This is a genomic window from Pseudomonas sp. B21-032 (assembly GCF_024748965.1).
GTDB lineage: Bacteria > Pseudomonadota > Gammaproteobacteria > Pseudomonadales > Pseudomonadaceae > Aquipseudomonas.
The window spans coordinates 1,592,852-1,609,876 of record NZ_CP087180.1 but is presented as its reverse complement, the minus strand read 5'-3'; the positions used below and the strand labels follow the sequence as shown (position 1 = coordinate 1,609,876).

At 62.0% G+C, this 17,025-nt stretch carries 17 protein-coding genes; 12 read left to right on the top strand and 5 right to left on the bottom strand.

Features of this window, described 5'->3' with window-relative positions; all coding sequences use genetic code 11:
• Positions 1 to 302: 302 nt before the first annotated feature.
• Positions 303 to 2,264 (bottom strand): acetate--CoA ligase, encoded by a 1,962-nt coding sequence (acs, locus tag LOY54_RS07420; protein ID WP_045200150.1) that lies wholly within the window; start codon positions 2,262 to 2,264, stop codon positions 303 to 305.
• Between the two features lie 404 nt (positions 2,265 to 2,668).
• On the opposite strand from acs, the gene LOY54_RS07415 reads away from it, so the two are divergent.
• Positions 2,669 to 2,929 (top strand): DUF2790 domain-containing protein, encoded by a 261-nt coding sequence (locus tag LOY54_RS07415; protein WP_045200148.1) that lies wholly within the window; start codon positions 2,669 to 2,671, stop codon positions 2,927 to 2,929.
• Between the two features lie 125 nt (positions 2,930 to 3,054).
• Here the strand turns inward: LOY54_RS07415 and LOY54_RS07410 are convergent, their stop codons facing one another.
• On the bottom strand, positions 3,055 to 4,611 hold the full coding sequence (locus LOY54_RS07410; protein WP_258610076.1) for a sigma-54-dependent transcriptional regulator: 1,557 nt from the start codon (positions 4,609 to 4,611) through the stop codon (positions 3,055 to 3,057).
• 280 nt (positions 4,612 to 4,891) lie between these two features.
• Between LOY54_RS07410 and phhA the strand changes: the two genes are divergently transcribed.
• The 5 genes from phhA to LOY54_RS07385 all read left to right on the top strand — a co-directional run bounded on the left by phhA (position 4,892) and on the right by LOY54_RS07385 (position 8,929).
• Positions 4,892 to 5,680 carry a phenylalanine 4-monooxygenase gene (gene phhA, locus LOY54_RS07405; protein ID WP_038613490.1) on the top strand — a complete coding sequence of 263 codons (789 nt, stop codon included), beginning with the start codon at positions 4,892 to 4,894 and terminating at the stop codon, positions 5,678 to 5,680.
• A 42-nt stretch (positions 5,681 to 5,722) separates the two neighbouring features.
• Positions 5,723 to 6,079 carry a 4a-hydroxytetrahydrobiopterin dehydratase gene (locus tag LOY54_RS07400; protein WP_036994257.1) on the top strand — a complete coding sequence of 119 codons (357 nt, stop codon included), beginning with the start codon at positions 5,723 to 5,725 and terminating at the stop codon, positions 6,077 to 6,079.
• Positions 6,079 to 7,272 carry an amino acid aminotransferase gene (locus tag LOY54_RS07395; protein ID WP_258610075.1) on the top strand — a complete coding sequence of 398 codons (1,194 nt, stop codon included), beginning with the start codon at positions 6,079 to 6,081 and terminating at the stop codon, positions 7,270 to 7,272. The genes LOY54_RS07400 and LOY54_RS07395 overlap by 1 nt, the downstream gene beginning before the upstream one ends.
• Positions 7,273 to 7,501: 229 nt before the next feature.
• Positions 7,502 to 7,630, top strand: a complete 129-nt coding sequence (locus LOY54_RS07390) for a hypothetical protein (protein WP_256326754.1) — start codon at positions 7,502 to 7,504, stop codon at positions 7,628 to 7,630.
• Between the two features lie 99 nt (positions 7,631 to 7,729).
• Positions 7,730 to 8,929: an MFS transporter gene (locus LOY54_RS07385; protein WP_258610074.1), complete on the top strand. Its 1,200-nt coding sequence runs from the start codon at positions 7,730 to 7,732 to the stop codon at positions 8,927 to 8,929.
• Here LOY54_RS07385 and arfB read toward each other — a convergent pair.
• The 3 genes from arfB to LOY54_RS07370 form a co-directional block, all read right to left on the bottom strand.
• Positions 8,923 to 9,336, bottom strand: coding sequence for an alternative ribosome rescue aminoacyl-tRNA hydrolase ArfB (gene arfB / locus LOY54_RS07380; RefSeq protein ID WP_195883346.1), 414 nt, complete (start codon positions 9,334 to 9,336; stop codon positions 8,923 to 8,925). The two genes, LOY54_RS07385 and arfB, sit on opposite strands and share 7 nt — an antisense overlap.
• 23 nt (positions 9,337 to 9,359) lie before the next feature.
• Positions 9,360 to 9,566, bottom strand: coding sequence for a hypothetical protein (locus LOY54_RS07375; protein WP_258610073.1), 207 nt, complete (start codon positions 9,564 to 9,566; stop codon positions 9,360 to 9,362).
• Positions 9,567 to 9,670: 104 nt separating this feature from the next.
• On the bottom strand, positions 9,671 to 10,036 hold the full coding sequence (locus LOY54_RS07370; RefSeq protein WP_258610072.1) for a helix-turn-helix domain-containing protein: 366 nt from the start codon (positions 10,034 to 10,036) through the stop codon (positions 9,671 to 9,673).
• Positions 10,037 to 10,349: 313 nt separating this feature from the next.
• Here LOY54_RS07370 and LOY54_RS07365 point away from each other — a divergent pair, with 313 nt between their 5' ends.
• The 6 genes from LOY54_RS07365 (at position 10,350) to LOY54_RS07340 (ending at position 17,018) form a co-directional block, all read left to right on the top strand.
• A complete protein-coding gene (locus LOY54_RS07365; protein ID WP_258610071.1) occupies positions 10,350 to 11,003 on the top strand; it encodes a DUF1120 domain-containing protein in 654 nt (217 codons plus the stop codon).
• 164 nt (positions 11,004 to 11,167) lie between these two features.
• Positions 11,168 to 11,803, top strand: a complete 636-nt coding sequence (locus LOY54_RS07360; RefSeq protein ID WP_258610070.1) for a DUF1120 domain-containing protein — start codon at positions 11,168 to 11,170, stop codon at positions 11,801 to 11,803.
• A 44-nt stretch (positions 11,804 to 11,847) separates the two neighbouring features.
• A complete protein-coding gene (locus LOY54_RS07355) occupies positions 11,848 to 12,489 on the top strand; it encodes a DUF1120 domain-containing protein (RefSeq protein WP_258610069.1) in 642 nt (213 codons plus the stop codon).
• 138 nt (positions 12,490 to 12,627) lie between these two features.
• Positions 12,628 to 13,344 carry a fimbria/pilus chaperone family protein gene (locus LOY54_RS07350; protein ID WP_258610068.1) on the top strand — a complete coding sequence of 239 codons (717 nt, stop codon included), beginning with the start codon at positions 12,628 to 12,630 and terminating at the stop codon, positions 13,342 to 13,344.
• On the top strand, positions 13,341 to 15,803 hold the full coding sequence (locus LOY54_RS07345) for a fimbria/pilus outer membrane usher protein (RefSeq protein ID WP_258610067.1): 2,463 nt from the start codon (positions 13,341 to 13,343) through the stop codon (positions 15,801 to 15,803). Before LOY54_RS07350 ends, LOY54_RS07345 begins: the two co-directional genes overlap by 4 nt.
• A gap of 87 nt (positions 15,804 to 15,890) precedes the next feature.
• Positions 15,891 to 17,018 carry a DUF1120 domain-containing protein gene (locus LOY54_RS07340; RefSeq protein ID WP_258610066.1) on the top strand — a complete coding sequence of 376 codons (1,128 nt, stop codon included), beginning with the start codon at positions 15,891 to 15,893 and terminating at the stop codon, positions 17,016 to 17,018.
• Positions 17,019 to 17,025: the final 7 nt, after the last annotated feature.

Below are 17,025 nucleotides of genomic sequence, written 5' to 3'. Positions count from 1 at the left end.
TCACGGAATATGCAAAAGCAAAAGACAAATAACCAATCAATGAAGCAATAAGCGGGCCTATTATTGGCAAAGCCTTCTAATCCGGCAAGCGCAGCGTTTCAGCAGGCGAAAACGGGTGGCTGAAATGCCCTGAAAACGTACGGTGGCGTTTCGCAATGCCCCGCTTTTGTGCGAAAGCGGTGACAGAAGGGTTACCGATGATTGTCGAAGTAACAGAAAGCACAAAGCCCCGCCGGAGTAACCCGGCAGGGCTTTGCGTGGACCCGATCGCTGTGTAGGAGCGGGCTTGCCCCGCGATACCTTTAGGCCGAAGCCTTGCTCATGTCCTTGTGGGTATCGATCAGGTGCTGCACCACACCCGGATCAGCCAGGGTCGAGATATCACCCAGGCCGTCATACTCGGCCGTGGCGATCTTGCGCAGGATGCGGCGCATGATCTTGCCCGAGCGGGTTTTCGGCAGGCCGGGCGCCCACTGGATGACATCCGGCGAGGCAATCGGGCCGATTTCCTTGCGCACCCAGTTCTTCAGCTCCAGGCGCAGTTGCTCGGTTGGCTCGACGCCACCATTGAGGGTGACGTAGACATAGATGCCCTGCCCCTTGATGTCGTGCGGCACGCCAACCACTGCGGCCTCGGCGACTTTCGGGTGGGCGACCATGGCACTTTCGATCTCGGCGGTGCCCATGCGGTGGCCGGAGACGTTGAGCACGTCATCGACGCGGCCGGTGATCCAGTAGTAGCCATCTTCGTCGCGACGGGCACCGTCACCCGTGAAGTACATGCCGCGGAAAGTCTTGAAGTAGGTGTCGACGAAGCGGTCGTGGTCACCGTACAGCGAGCGCGACTGGCCCGGCCAGGAATCGAGGATCACCAGGTTGCCTTCGGCGGCGCCTTCGATCAGGTTGCCAAGGTTATCCACAAGGGCCGGCACCACACCAAAGAACGGACGGGTCGCCGAACCCGGCTTGAGCGCGGTAGCGCCTGGCAGCGGGCTGATCAGCACGCCGCCGGTTTCGGTCTGCCACCAGGTGTCGACGATCGGGCAACGCTCCTTGCCGACGGTGTGGTAGTACCAGTTCCAGGCTTCCGGGTTGATCGGCTCGCCCACCGAGCCCAGCAGGCGCAGGCTGGAACCATCGGCACCGGCGACGGCAGCCTGACCTTCAGCCATCATCGCGCGGATAGCGGTCGGTGCGGTGTAGAGGATGTTGACCTTGTGCTTGTCGATAATCTTCGACACGCGGGTGATGTCCGGATAGTTCGGCACGCCTTCGAACAGCACGGTGGTCGCGCCGTTGGCCAGCGGGCCGTAGACGATGTAGCTGTGGCCGGTGACCCAGCCGACGTCGGCGGTGCACCAGTAGACTTCGCCCGGACGGTAGTCGAACACCCGTTCATGGGTCAGCGCGGCGTAAACCATGTAGCCGCCGGTGGTGTGCAGCACGCCCTTGGGCTTGCCGGTGGAACCAGAGGTGTAGAGGATGAACAGCGCTTCTTCGGCGCCCATTTCTTTCGGCGCGCAGTGGCTGGAAGCAACCTTCATCAGGTCTTCGTACCAGATGTCGCGGTGCTGGTGCCAGGCGATGTCGCCACCGGTGCGCTTGCAGACGATGATCTTCTGCACGCTGCTGGTTTCGGGGTTAGTCAGGGCCAGGTCGACGTTGGCTTTGAGTGCGGTGCGACGACCGCCACGCAGGCCTTCGTCGGCGGTGATGACGATCTTCGACTTGCAGTCGATGATGCGCCCGGCCAGTGCCTCGGGCGAGAAGCCGCCGAACACCACCGAGTGGATCGCACCGATGCGGGCGCACGCCAGCATGGCGACCACGGCCTCGGGGATCATCGGCATATAGATGGTGACCACGTCACCGCGGTGCACATCCTGGCCACGCAGGGCGTTGGCGAACTTGCACACTTGCTCGTGCAGCTCACGGTAGGTGATGTTGCGGTGCTCGGAAGGGTCGTCGCCTTCCCAGATGATCGCGACTTGATCGCCGCGCTCGGCCAGATGGCGGTCCAGGCAGTTGTAGGAAACGTTCAGAGTGCCGTCAGCAAACCATTTGATATCGACATGGTGGTCGTCGAAGGAGGTCTGCTTGACCTTGGTGAAAGGCTTGATCCAGTCGAGGCGCTGAGCCTGCTCGCGCCAGAAGCCGTCCGGGTTGATCACCGACTGCTGGTACATGGCCTTGTAGGTCGCCTCGTCGGTCAACGTCTTGGCCGCAACCTCGGGACGAACGGGATACAGGGGAGCCGCACTCATCTTTGTTACCTCGGTGTAATAGTTGTTTTTGTATGACCTCGTTGTAACTGTACCAGACTGCGCCGGCCATTCGACGTTGGTAGTAACGCCCTGGTCTTTTCTCCCTGCGACAAACCGCGAAGGCTCAAGGCCGGGTCTGCACGGCGAAAAAATAAAATTACCCGGCAGTCTGCCAGGCGATTGTTACAGTTTCTGCCAACAGTGTTTATCAAAACCGTGGCTGTTTAAGCGCAGGCCGCACTCCTAGAATTCACCTCGCCAGCAACGGCACCACGATTAACTTTCTTGTAGCCCCCCACGAAGGGAAGTTAATCGGCAAATAATCGTGATAGTTGATCCTGCTGTACACGCGGCGCCACACGCGCTGCGTGCCCCCTTACGACCTTAGACAGGTAAAAATGAAGATGAAAGCTTTACTGGTATTGGCACTGGGTAGTCTTTGCAGCGTGGCGATGGCCGACGAAGTTGCAAATGGCGGCGCCGAGCAGATTCCGGTTGAACAGTACAGTTACTCGCAACATCTGGACATCGCCAAGGTCATTTCCATGAGCGAAGTGCCGAATGTCTGCGAAGTGGTCCCGGCGCGCATGACCTACGAAGATTCCCAGGGCAAGCGCCACATTCTCGAGTACCGGGTGATGGGTAACGGGTGCTCGAACGGTTGATCCAACGGGTTGACCGCCTGCAGCGCCTCGGTTGGCATTCAACGAGGCGCGCTGCACTATTTGGACAGTACACCTGCAACTAATAACCTGCCTGCATTACCCATACTTTATTAACGCCAGATTAATTAATCCGTTTTGCCGACTGCATGTTCACGCAACTTGTTGGCAATAGTGGTATGGGAAACTCCCAAGCGTTTACCCAGCGCCCGACTGCTGGGAAATTCGCTCATCAAGCGCTCCAGTACTGCCTTCTCGAAACGCCCGACTATTTGCCCCAGGTCGCCCTCAAGGGAAAACTCGCCCAAGGGTTGCCGGCCGCCGTAGTCCGGCAGGCGAATATGTTCAGTCTTGACCACCCCGCCGTCACATAGCGACACGGCCTGAAACAGCACGTTCTCCAGTTGCCGCACGTTGCCCGACCAGTGGTACTGGCTCAAACGCTCCATGGCCGCTGGCGCAAGCTTGGGCAGCGGGCAACCGATCTGCCGGCTGGCCTGGTCAAGGAAGTGCTCGACCAGCGGCGGCAAGCCGTCCAGGCATTCGCGCAGCGGCGGAATATGCAGCGACAGCACGTTGAGGCGGTGGTAAAGGTCCTGGCGGAACTCGCCACGGGCGCACAACTCGGACAGATCGACCTGGGTGGCACAGATGACCCGCACATCCAGGTACACCTCTTCATCACTGCCTACCCGACGAAAGCAGCCGTCCTGCAGAAAACGCAGCAGTTTTACCTGCAGGCGAGGACTCATCTCACCGACGCCATCGAGGAACAGCGTGCCGCCTGCCGTCAGTTCCAGCAGCCCCAGCTTGCCCTCGGCCCGCGCGCCTTCAAACGCCCCCGGGCCGTAACCGAACAGTTCGGTCTCGGCCATGGACTCGGGCAAGCCGGCGCAGTTGAGCGCCATCAACGGCGCCTGGCCACGGGGGCTGGCCAAGTGACAGGCACGGGCCAGCAACTCCTTGCCGGTGCCGGTCTCGCCTTCGATCAGCAATGGTGCATCCAGCGGCGCCATGCGCCGCGCTTCGCGCACCACCGCAGCCATCACCCGCGAACTCTGGAAGATGCTGTCGAAGCCACGCAGCTCCTGCTTGCGCACGTTATAGATGCGCTCGCCAATGCGGTCAGCGCGGTGCAGGGTCAATACCGCACCGGCCAGGGCCTCGCTGTCGTCGTGCTCGGACTGCAGCGGCGCAATATCAGCGAGGAACACATCGCCCTTGACCTTGACCCGCAGGCCGTTGATGCGCGACTTGTTCGCCCGCACCAGCTCCGGCAGGTCGAAATCCTCGGCATAGCGCGACAGCGGAATGCCCGGCACCTCGTCGACACGCACCCCGAGCAACTGCGCCGCAGCGCGGTTGGCAGCCACAATGGAGCCACCCATGTCGATCGACAGCACCGGGAAATCCAGGGCGCCAAGCAAGGCATTGAGCTCCATGTGCCGACGCTCGCTGGGCATCAGGCCGACGCGCTTGACCCCGAACACCCCGGCGATCGATTCGAATTTCGGCCGCAGGGCCTGGAACTGCAGGTTGATCAGGTTCGGGCAGTGCAGATAGATGGCATTGCCATGCTCGCCACCGACCTCACCGCGGGCGACGTTGATGCCGTACTCCACCAGCAGGTTGAGAATGTCGCGCAGGATGCCGATGCGGTTCTGGCAATGCACTTTAATACGCATGAAATGTCCTACAAGAAGGTCTGGTAAGCGCCACGGCAAGCAAGTTTTTGCAGCGACCGAAGAATAGTCGTAAAGATTATGTGACAGATGGCCGCAGTTTCAAGGATTAAAGCACCCGTTTTTTCGGGATTCCGGCTATTTCGTAAAGTTATCGTTACAAAATCCGAGGCAGTTCGAGCGCGAAGCTGCCGTCAGGACGCTGCAAACCGGACCAATGCGGGTTATCACTAGGGCAATGGCTTGAACACATAACAAGAATGGCCCTCAGCAGGAGAGCAGCATGAAACAGACGCAATACGTGGCTCGCGAGCCCGATGCGCAGGGTTTTATCGACTACCCGCAGCAGGAACACGCGGTGTGGAACACCCTGATTACCCGTCAATTGAAGGTGATCGAAGGCCGCGCGTGCCAGGAATACCTGGACGGCATCGAACAGCTGGGCCTGCCTCACGACCGTATCCCGCAGCTGGGTGAGATCAACAAGGTGCTGGGCGCCACCACCGGCTGGCAAGTTGCCCGGGTACCTGCCCTGATCCCCTTCCAGACTTTTTTCGAACTGCTGGCCAGCAAGCGCTTTCCGGTAGCCACCTTCATTCGTACCGAAGAAGAACTCGACTACCTGCAAGAGCCGGACATTTTCCACGAGATCTTCGGCCACTGTCCGCTGCTAACCAACCCCTGGTTCGCCGAATTCACCCACACCTATGGCAAGCTCGGCCTGCAGGCCACCAAGGAAGAGCGCGTGTACCTCGCCCGCCTCTACTGGATGACCATCGAGTTTGGCCTGGTCGACACCCCGCAAGGCCGCAAGATCTACGGCGGCGGCATTCTTTCGTCGCCGAAAGAGACCGTCTACAGCCTGTCCGACGAGCCCGAGCACCAGGCGTTCGACCCGCTGGAAGCCATGCGCACGCCGTACCGCATTGATATCCTGCAGCCGCTGTACTTTGCCCTGCCCAACCTCAAGCGCCTGTTCGACCTGGCCCACGAAGACATCATGGGCATGGTCCACACCGCAATGAAGATGGGCCTGCACGCACCGAAATTTCCACCCAAGGTCGCCGCCTGAGCGACCTTGCAAACCAATAACAAACCACTTGCGGAAAACCTTATGAACGCCTTGAACCAAGCCCACTGCGAAGCCTGCCGTGCCGATGCTCCACAGGTCAGCGACGAAGAACTGCCGGTACTGATCAAGCAGATCCCGGATTGGAACATCGAAGTCCGTGACGGCATCATGCAGTTGGAAAAAGTTTTCCTGTTCAAGAATTTCAAGCACGCCCTGGCCTTCACCAACGCGGTTGGTGAAATCTCTGAAGCCGAAGGCCATCACCCAGGCCTGCTGACCGAATGGGGCAAAGTCACCGTGACCTGGTGGAGCCACTCGATCAAGGGCCTGCACCGTAACGACTTCATCATGGCCGCGCGCACCGACGAGGTCGCCAGCACCGCCGAAGGCCGCAAGTAATGCACTTCGGCGCCATCGGGCGCGTACCCGGCGATCCGATCCTCGGACTGATGGAGGCGTATGCCAAGGACAGCAACCCGAACAAGTTCGACCTCGGTGTCGGCGTGTTCAAGGATGCCCAGGGCCTGACGCCGATTCCGGCCGCGGTCAAACAGGCTGAACAGCGCCTGCTTGAGCAGCAGACCAGCAAGAGCTACGTCGGCGGCCATGGCGATGCGGCCTTTGGTCGGCTGATCGGCGAACTGGTACTGGGCAGTGACTCGTCGCTGCTCAGCCAGCAGCGCGCCGGCGCTACCCAGACCCCGGGCGGCACCGGTGCCCTGCGCCTGGCGGCGGAGTTCATCGAACACTGTCTGCCGGGCCGCGGTATCTGGCTGAGCGATCCGACCTGGCCAATTCACGAAACCATCTTCGCCGGCGCCGGCCTCAAGGTCAGCCACTATCCCTATGTCGGCACCGACAACCGTCTGAACGTCGCCGGGATGCTGGCCGCCCTGGACGTTGCGCCCAAGGGCGACGTAGTGTTGCTGCACGCCTGCTGCCACAACCCGACCGGATTCGACCTGAGCCAGGACGACTGGCGCGCCGTGCTCGAGGTGGTGCGCCGCCGTGAGTTGCTGCCGTTGATCGACTTCGCCTACCAGGGCTTTGGCGATGGTCTGGAAGAAGACGCCTGGGCGGTACGGCTGTTCGCCGCCGAACTGCCTGAGCTGCTGATTACCAGTTCCTGCTCGAAGAACTTCGGCCTCTATCGCGACCGCACCGGCGCTCTGCTGGTGTGCAGCCACGATGCCGACAAGCTGCTGGATGTGCGTAGTCAACTGGCATTGCTGGCGCGCAACCTGTGGTCGACACCACCGGATCATGGCGCGGCGGTAGTGGCGCAGATTCTTGGCGACGCCGACCTCAAGCGCCTGTGGGTCGAAGAAGTCGAGGCCATGCGCCAGCGCATTGCCGAGCTGCGGGTCGGTCTGGTCGAGGCCCTGGCGCCCCACGGCCTGAGCGAACGTTTCGCGCACATCGCCGAGCAACGCGGGATGTTCTCCTACACCGGCTTGTCACCGGAGCAGGTCAAGCAACTGCGTGAGCGCCACAGCGTGTACATGGTTGGCACTGGCCGGGCGAACATCGCCGGCGCCGATGCGGCACGCCTTGAAGCACTGGCTGCCGCCATCGCCGACGTCTGTCGTTAAAAGCATCGCGGGGCAAGCCCGCTCCCACAATGGATCTGCCTATACCGGACCCGTGGGAGCTGGCCTTGCCAGCGATGGGCTACAAAGAAGCCCCGAAGAACGCTCGATCTTCAACGCCAATCGGCAGGAAAATTCATACTGTCATTCAGACTCCTGTATCCTGCACAGGCTTTCACAAGCCCATGCGCGCCTTGCGCAGCCTTTCCACACACTTGCGAGGAACGACGAGATGCATGAAATCCCGAATCTTCCCTTCCCAAGCCTGAACCCAGAAGAGCAGACTCCTGCCACTCACAGCGCCGAACCAGCCCAGGCTGAATACGACGGCGACGAAACTTCCAGCGCCGACCAGGAATAACTCGCGCAACGATCAGACTGTGTGAAAACGGCTGATGCAGGGACCACCCCGTCAACACGTTTTCACACCGTCAAGAATTCCCCTCTACGAAGCCCGCACATGCCCGACTCACCGCGCCCCCTTGCGGTCACCCTGCAAGTCGTTTCCATCGTCCTGTTTACCTTTATCGGCTACCTGAACATCGGCATTCCCCTGGCCGTTTTGCCTGGTTATGTGCACAACGACCTGGGTTTCGGTGCCGTGGTCGCGGGCCTGGTGATCAGCGTGCAGTACCTGGCCACCCTGCTCAGCCGCCCCTACGCCAGCCGCATCATCGATAACCTGGGCAGCAAGCGCGCGGTGCTCTATGGCCTGGCCGGCTGCGGCTTGAGCGGCGTGTTCATGCTGCTTTCGGCGTGGCTGCAACATGCGCCCTGGCTGAGCCTGGTCAGCCTGCTGGTCGGGCGCCTGGTGCTGGGCAGCGCCGAAAGCCTTGTCGGCTCGGGCTCCATTGGCTGGGGCATTGGCCGGGTCGGCGCGCAACACACCGCCAAGGTGATTTCCTGGAACGGCATCGCCAGTTATGGCGCGCTGGCCATCGGCGCGCCGCTGGGCGTGGAACTGGTGCAGCGCTTCGGCCTGTGGAGCATGGGCGCCAGCATTCTACTGCTGTGCGTACTGGGTTTGGCGCTGGCCTGGCCGAAAACCGCCGCTCCGGTAGTGGCGGGTGAACGCCTGCCGTTCCTGCACGTGCTCGGGCGGATATTCGGCCATGGTTCAGGGCTGGCCCTGGGCTCGATCGGCTTTGGCACCATCGCCACCTTCGTCACCCTGTACTATGCCAGCCACAACTGGGACAACGCGGCCCTGTGCCTGAGCCTGTTCGGCGCCTGCTTCATTGGCGCGCGACTGCTGTTTGGCAATCTGATCAATCGCATGGGCGGGTACCGGGTGGCGATCGCCTGCCTGTCGGTAGAAACCCTCGGCCTGCTGTTGCTCTGGCAGGCGCCAAGCGCCGAGCTGGCCCTGGCCGGTGCGGCGTTGAGCGGCTTTGGTTTTTCGCTGGTGTTTCCAGCCCTGGGGGTCGAAGCGGTGAACCTGGTGTCCGCCTCCAACCGCGGCGCGGCCGTGGGCGCCTATTCGCTGTTCATCGACCTGTCGCTGGGCATCACCGGCCCGTTGGCCGGGGCGATTGCCGCCGGGTTCGGCTTCGCTTCGATCTTTGTCTTTGCCGCCGGCGCGTCGTTCTGCGGCCTGCTATTGAGCCTGTATCTGTACCGCCAGGCCCGCCTGCAACCGCCGCGGCATTTGCCTCAGTAATCGATCTTGCCGCGCCCGGCCTTGATGGCGCCGCGCTTGCTCTTGGTGTCCAGGCGCCGGGTTTTCGAGCCCAGGGTCGGCCGGGTCGGGCGCCGCGCCTTTTCCACCTTGATCGCCGAGAGAATCAGTTCGCGCAGGCGCTCCAGGGCATCGGCGCGGTTCTGCTCCTGGGTCCGATACTGCTGGGCCTTGATGATGATCACCCCGTCACGGGTAATGCGGCTGTCGCTCAGTGCCAGCAGGCGCTCCTTGTAGAACGGCGGCAATGTCGAAGCCTGGGTGTCGAAACGCAGGTGCACGGCACTGGAGACCTTGTTGACGTTCTGCCCGCCGGCGCCCTGGGCGCGGATGGCAGTCAACTCGATCTCGTCGTCCGGGATCTGCACCGCGTTGGATAACTGCAACATCACACATCCTTTGATCAAAACATTCAGGCCGACTCAGGTATTCGGCAGCGCCCCCGCTCGGGCTCTTGCGCCCCCAGGCACAGCACCTGGGCTACACGCTGTACGCAGCCCTGGTCCACCGGGGACAACTGGCGAAACAAAATCAGCAGCTCGTTTTCGACTTCACTCAAGCGTTGCACAGGCGAAGCGTTACTTTCCGTGTTGAATGCGCAGGTTTTATGCTCCGACATGATCACCCTTCCCTAGCGAGACTGAATGCATCGACGTTACGAGCAATTCCCTGCGGACCCACCAGGACCGTTCCGAGCGTTTCGTAGGAAAATTGGGATAATAGCTATGCGCCACTACCCTTCGCGTCGTGCATGGCCCCGACAATTCTATGCACAACTTCTTGGTCAGCGATAGCCAATGATCGGTACTGAGCCAGCAATCGCTGTTCCGGTTCATTCAACGAAGCGCCGTCATCGATCGTGCGCACGCCGGTGATCACGTAGCGCACATCGACACCAACCCCGGCGACCGCCGCAAGATACGCCGCGTCCGGGTTGCGCTCGCCTTTTTCATAGCTGCCCTGGGTATTGCGGTTGACCCCGCCAAGCTGGGCGAAATCATCCTGGCGAAGGCCCAGGCGGTTACGCTCCTGACGCAATCGTTCACCGCTTTCTGCCGATTTCGGTGCAGTTGTTGCACAATTTTTCAATCAAAACCCCTTTACACGAACATTTTTTTGGGCATAATCGGCATCCGAACAACACAGACAGCCTTGTCGAGCACTATGCCCCCGCTGTTTACTCCTGGGCAAGGCCAAGCAAAGCACATAAAACCAAACATTCGCACGTTCTATCGTCTAGCCAAAACGTGTGAAAAATCGTCACGGATGACACAGCATCAGGGCTCGCCCTGGTAACTGGTACAGCAGGCATGCCTAGCGCGCCTGACGAGCCATCCGCTGCCGGCCCCACCCTAAGACCAACTACGGCGCGGAGGTTCATTCATTTTCAAAGGACCGAATAATGAACACCAAGCCTTTGTGCACCCTGACCGCACTGCTGACCTTTGTCAGTGCTGGCGCCCATGCCAGCAGTACCGACGTCAATATCAGCGGCACCATCACTCCCGCCGCTTGCACGCCGTCGCTCTCTAGTAATGGCCAGGTCGACTTCGGCAACATCAGCATGCCCGATCTCACTCCGCAGCCCGGCATCCCCGACCACTCGGTCCTGGCGCCGCGCAGCCTGACCTTCAGCGTCATCTGTGACCGTGCCACCCGCATTGCCCTGGTAGCCACCGGCAACCGTCGCGACAGCAGCTCGATCCCCCTGCCCAAAGCCTTCGGCCTGGGTACCACCACGAGTGGCCAGGCCATCGGTTTCTACAGCGCAACCTGGCCCGACAACGGCGCGACCCTCGACAACCTGCCGGCCGACACCCTGTACTCCGAAGACAGTGGCAGCACCTGGGTGAAAGTCCCGGGCAGCGGCTTCGAGCACCTGGGCGACAAGCCCGAGTCACGCCTGGGCTTTGCCCTGCGCGGGCAGACCAGCCCCAGCGCAGCCGAGGTCCTCAACCTGCGCCTGGATGTCGCCGGCTGGCTGCGCAATGACATGACCCACGTCGATGAGGCACTGCTCGACGGGCACATGACCATCGAATTGCAGTACCTCTAGCGAACAACTGAACGCCCACGCGTAACGGTCCTTCACCGACCGCTAAAAAGAACCCGGCGAACGCCCAGGTCTTTCCCTGCCACCAGCGACAGGGAACGGACTGCTGCGCTCGAAAAACGGGTCGTCTGCAACACCCACCACCAACACTTAAAAGGAAAACCGCTGTGAAAAAGTCCGTACTGTCCCTTGCTGTGCTGATCACCCTGGCCACTGCCAACGCCATGGCCGCCACGACCGACCTCACCGTAACCGGCACCATCACCCCTGCCGCGTGCACGCCGACCTTGAGCAACGGCGGCCTGGTTGAATATGGTTCGCTGGCCCTGACCGAGCTTGAAGAAACCTCGGTTGGTTACAGCCTGCCAGCCAAATCCCTGAGCTTCTCAATCGAATGCAGCGCCCCAGCGACATTCGCGCTGATCGCAAATGACAACCGTCGCGACAGCAGCGGGATCGACCCATGGCTTTTCGGGCTGGGCAAACATCAGGATCAGTCGATAGGTTCGTACGCCATGACCTGGCAATACGAGAGCACTGTGGTCGACGGCACACAAGGCGAAAACCTGGGATCCCCGGATGGCGGCAACAACTGGACCAGCATTGTCGACGGCATCCTTCATGACGCGGGGCGATCACCCAATCACCTCGTAGGCTTCTCTTCTGGCCCACACCTGGGCCCGACGCCCGCAACCAGCGTCAACGTAACCATGGATGTCAGTGGAACGATCAACAAGAACCTGACCATGAACGGTGCGATGGAGCTCGACGGCAGCGCAACCATCGAAGTCGTCTACCTCTGACAAGCGGGCCGTCAGCCTGCGCCAACACCCAACAGGAATTTGCCGTGAAAACCTCCGTACTGACCCTTGCTATATTCATTGGCGTAGTGAGCGCCAACACCTTCGCCGCGACCACCGACTTGACTGTCACCGGCACCATCACTCCAGCCGCCTGTTCGCCAACCCTGGGCAATGGTGGCGTGATCGACTACGGCGCGGTATCCCTGACCGATCTGGAGGGCGATTCGACCAATTACACGCTGCCGGTCAAGACCCTGAGCCTTGCAATCGACTGCGACGCCGCAACCACTTTTGCCCTGATGACCCGCGACAATCGCCTCGACACCCTAGACCCACGGGACTACACCTTCGGACTGGGGATGCACCAGGACCAGAGCATCGGCTCATACATGATGACCTGGGAGTTTGAAAACACTTTGGTCGATGGTGAACAAGGGTTCAATTTCTATTCGAACGATGGCGGCCAGTCCTGGAACGGCCTGGGAGACGACCGTGGAAACCTGTTCAATGCCAGTCGAGTGCCGTTGAGTCGAACCGGATTCAACTCAAAAATAAGTCATCGCCTTGAACCTATCAGGAACGTCAACGTGATGATGGACGTCCGAGGTTTCATCAAAAAAAGCCTGGTGGTAAACGGCAGCATCCCCATCGACGGCAGCGCGACCATCGAAGTCGTCTACCTCTGACCGCTGCCCCCAAGGGGCGCGAACAGGGACCCCTCGCACCCCGGCCATGACCCACGGCCGGCGCACTCCCCCACCATGAGGCTGCCGGATGCAGCTTGAGGGGAGCTGCGCCCGACGCCGCACAAGAACCTTACAACCATGACTATTGCGTGCAAATCCTTTGCCGGCAGCCTGCTGCCTGCGATTTTCATCTGCACCCCACCCCTGATGCAGGCACACGCCGACGGTATGGTGCCCAGAACCTCGGTGGTGATCGTTGAGGAAGCCCGCGCCAACGGCAGCGACTTTGTGGTCACCAACACCGATCCGCATGCCGCCCTGCTGGCGGTATTCATTGAAAACCCGAGCGAAGACACCGACAACCTGCTGGTGGTCCAGCCCACGGTGGCGCGGGTCGAAGCCGGCAAAGAACAACAGGTGATCTTCCACTATGTAGGCAAGGAGCCGCTGCAGACCCAACGCCTGCGCCGGGTGATCTTCGAAGGTATCCGCGAAACCGCCCCGGGCGATCCCGGGGCCATGCGAGTCAACTTCGGCGTGCGCCAGAACCTGCCGGTGATCCTCCATCCCAAGGGCCTGGCACGCAACAGTGAACCGTGGAAAGGCCTGACCTGGCGCATCGACGGCAAGCAACTGCGGGTGGAGAACAACACCCCCTACGTGGTGCGCCTGGCCCAAGAGCTGAAACTGTTGCCCGGCCAACACGCCCTGGACCTTGGCCGCACTTACCTGCTGGCCAATCAAACCATCACCCTCGACTTGCCTGATGCCGCCGCTGCGGCCAACACCGTGCGCTTTCAGCCGGCCACGGTCTATGGCTTTGCGGTCGATCCATACGAGGCGCGCATCCTGTGAAGGTCATCGTCAATGCCATTGGCAAACCGCGACCACGCGAGCAATTGATATTGGGCCTGTGCCTGACCCTGCTGGGACTTGAGACCTTCAAACCGGCACGAGCCGCCAATGAAGCCGCAGCGCCCGGGCACAGCGTGTTCGACCAGGAGGTCCTGCGCCAGCGCGGTATCGATCCCAGGCTTGCTGCCCTGTTTGGCAGGCAAACCCGCTTCCCGCCAGGGCGTCAGCAGATCAGCCTGAGCGTCAACGGCCGCGACAGGGGCACTACCCAGGCGCGCTTCGGCGAGGATGGCAGCCTGTGCGTCGATAATCCCTTGCTGGCCTTCGCCGGGCTGCGCCAACCCGCCGAGTGGTCCACCACCCTGGATGCCCAGGAGCAGCCTGCCGATCCCGACTGCCTGGCCCTGGGCACGGCCTTCCCCCAGGCTCAGATCGAACTGCAGCCCGGTCAGCACCAGGTGCGACTGTTCGTACCGGACCAGGCGCTGCTGGACGAGCGACAATTGTCCGACGACTACAGCCAGGGCGGCATTGCCGGGCTGTTGAACTACGACATTTTCAGCTCGTTCAACCGCTACGACGGCCAGTCCAGCCGTTATGCCGCAGCCAATACCGAGCTGGGCCTGAACCTGGACAACTGGATCCTGCGCAGCCGCCAGGTGCACAGCCGCTTCGATGGCAAGATGCGCAGCGAAATGCTCGACACCTATGTGCAACGCAGCTTCGCCCAGCACCGCAGCCTGTTCCAGGCCGGCGAGATCAGCCTGGTCAACCCGGTGCTCAACGGCGCGCAGATCATGGGCGCGCAGCTCACGCCGGAGTATGGCCTGCTGTCGCAGCTGGACAACGCCAGCGTGCAGGGCATCGCCAACAGCCAGGCGCGGGTCGAGGTGCATCAGAACGGCGCCTTGCTGTACAGCACTGTGGTACAGCCCGGGCCCTTCACCCTCACCAACATCCCGCGCATCACGTCGCGTTCCGACCTGGAAGTGACGGTGATCGAAACCAATGGCGAGCAACGGCGCTTTCGCGTACCGGCCAGCCTCGCCGCCAGCGCCCGCCCGCAAAGCGGCTACAGCATCGGCGCCGGCGTGGTGCGCAGCCATGGCCATGGCAGCGACGACCCGGCGGTGGTGAGCCTGGGCCAAAGCGGCGCGCTGGGCAATACCTCGGTCATCAGCAGCGGCCTGATCCTCGCCCAGGGCTATCGCAGCCTTGGCGCCAGCCTCGGCACCGCGCTCACGCCGCAGCTCAGCACCGAGGTGTTTGCCATCGGCACGCAAGCCAGCAGCCTCGACCAGCAGGGCGCGCAACTGGGCGGCCAGCTCAACTGGCAAATGCACGAGCAATGGAGCAGCCTGGTGGCCGCCAACCACCGCAGCCGCGGCTACCGCGAACTGCTCGACAGCACCTACCGCGACAATGATCAGTTCGCCTCCAGCTACCGCGACCAGTTCAGCACCAGCCTGCGCTGGGCCAGCCGCGCCCTGGGCAGCCTCAACCTGGGGTACACGCAAAGCACCTACTACGAGCACGACAGCACGCAACGGCTGTTTTTGTCCTGGGGCAACAGCTACGGCGGCGTCACATTCTCGGCGACGGTGGAAAAAGCCCTGGGCAGCAGCGACGGCTACAACGACGACGCCGTGTATTTCAGCGCCAGCATCCCCCTGGATGGTCGCCGGCGTCTGCGCAGCAGCGTGCGCCATAACGACAGCAGTACCACCAGCACCGTGGCTTACAACGAGCAGGTCAGTGACAGCCTTGGCTATCGCCTGGGCGCAGAACATCGTTCCGGCGATTCCAGCACCCTGGCCAGCGCCGGCCTTTCGGCATTACCTCGCTACACCCAGCTGGACCTGAACTACAGCGGCGACGGCGACAACAGCAACTACAACCTCGGCCTGCGCGGCGGCATAGCCGTGCATGGGGCCGGGATCACCCCCTCGCCCTACCCGATCCGCGATACCTTCGCGATCCTCTCGGTCACCGACACCCCCGGAGTCAAGGCCAGCACCCCGAGCGGCCCGGTGTGGACCGATCATGCCGGCAACGCGGTGGTGGCCTCGCTCACCGCCTATGGCAAAAGCCCGGTCGAGGTCGACACCCAGAGCCTGCCGACCCACATCAACGTCGACCAGGGGGCCGGCGTGCTGCGCGCCACTCGCGGCGCGGTGCCGCGCCTGAGTTTCCGCGCCTGGAGTGTCCGTCGGCTGCTGCTGACCCTGCTCGACAGCAGCGGCCAGCCATTGCCCAGCGGCGCGTCGGTGTTCGACGACCGTGGGCGCTTCATCAACCTGGTGCAACCGGGCGGGCTGGTGTTCATCGACAACAGCGCCGACATCGGCCACCTGATCATCAGCGACCACCAGGCCCGCGAATGCCGCGTCACCCTCGACCCGGATACCGGCGCCCGCAGCGACAGCTACTACACCCAGGCCCAACGCACCTGCAGTTGACCCCCCTTCGCGACGACATGACGCCAGACGGCAGCTACACCTTGTGTCGTCCTTCCATACACCGCTTTGGTGAGGATGCGTCAAATCATGAACACCCGGTACAAACCCCAGCTTGCAATGCTCCTTCTCTTCGGCCTGCCGCTGACAGCCTTCGCCAATGAATGCCGATTACAGATCACGCCGACGCCGCTGGACTATGGCACCCTCGACCGCAGCCGCCTGCAGCCCGGCAGCCCAGGCCTGGCACTGCCGGAGAAATCCGCGCAGTTGGCCCTGAGCTGCAGCGAAAGCACCGACCTGAGTGTGTTCTATACAGCCAATGCCCTGGACGGCGAGCGCTTCGAACTCGCCGCTGGCGGGCACTACCGAGTACGTGCCGCCGATGCCATGGTCGACGGCGAACGCGTTGACCTGGCCCGGATCGAACAAACCGGCGCCGTGCCGGGCCCGGCCAGCGCCTCGCTGGGCTGGCAGCCGCGTAGCGGCATGGTCCCGGTCCGGGCCGGCAAAGCCGTGCAAGGCCGCAGCCTGAATCTGACCCTGGTGTTCGAAGCCGAGCTGTCTGCCAAGGCTTTCGAAGTGCGCGAGTCGACCTCATTGCGCAGCAGCGGGCAGTTCGCTGCCCCGGCCTCCGGCAGCACTGCCGAACTGGCTCTGCAATGGCAGATCCAGCCAGCGGCCTGCACGCCATTGCTGTCCCAGGGCGGGGTGGTGGACTACGGCAAGATCAGCCTGCAAAGCCTTAACAGCGACAAGCGCACGCGCCTGCCCACGCGCCAGCTCAACCTGTCGATCCAGTGCGACAGCCCGGCGCGCTATGCCCTGCTGATGCAGGACAACCGCGACGGCACGGCGGTGGTCGATTCGCTGAATTTCTACGGTTTGGGCCGCGATGCCAGCGAGAACAAAATCGGCCTGTACGAGGTGCAGATCGACCCGTTGCACATCAGCGCCGACCAGTTGCCGGCGGTGTACCTCACCCAGTCGACCCGCGGCACCGGCTGGAGCACCGCAGGCAGCACCAGCAAAGCGCTGACCACCACCACCCTGCTCGGCTTCAATGATGTCGAGAACAACAGCAACGGCCCGATCGCCATCCGCCACCTGAGCACGCCAATCAACATCATGCCGGTGATCGCCGCCACCAGCGAACTGGACAACCGCCAGGACATCCACCTCGACGGCTCGGCGACGATCGAGATCATTTACCTGTAAACGAAAA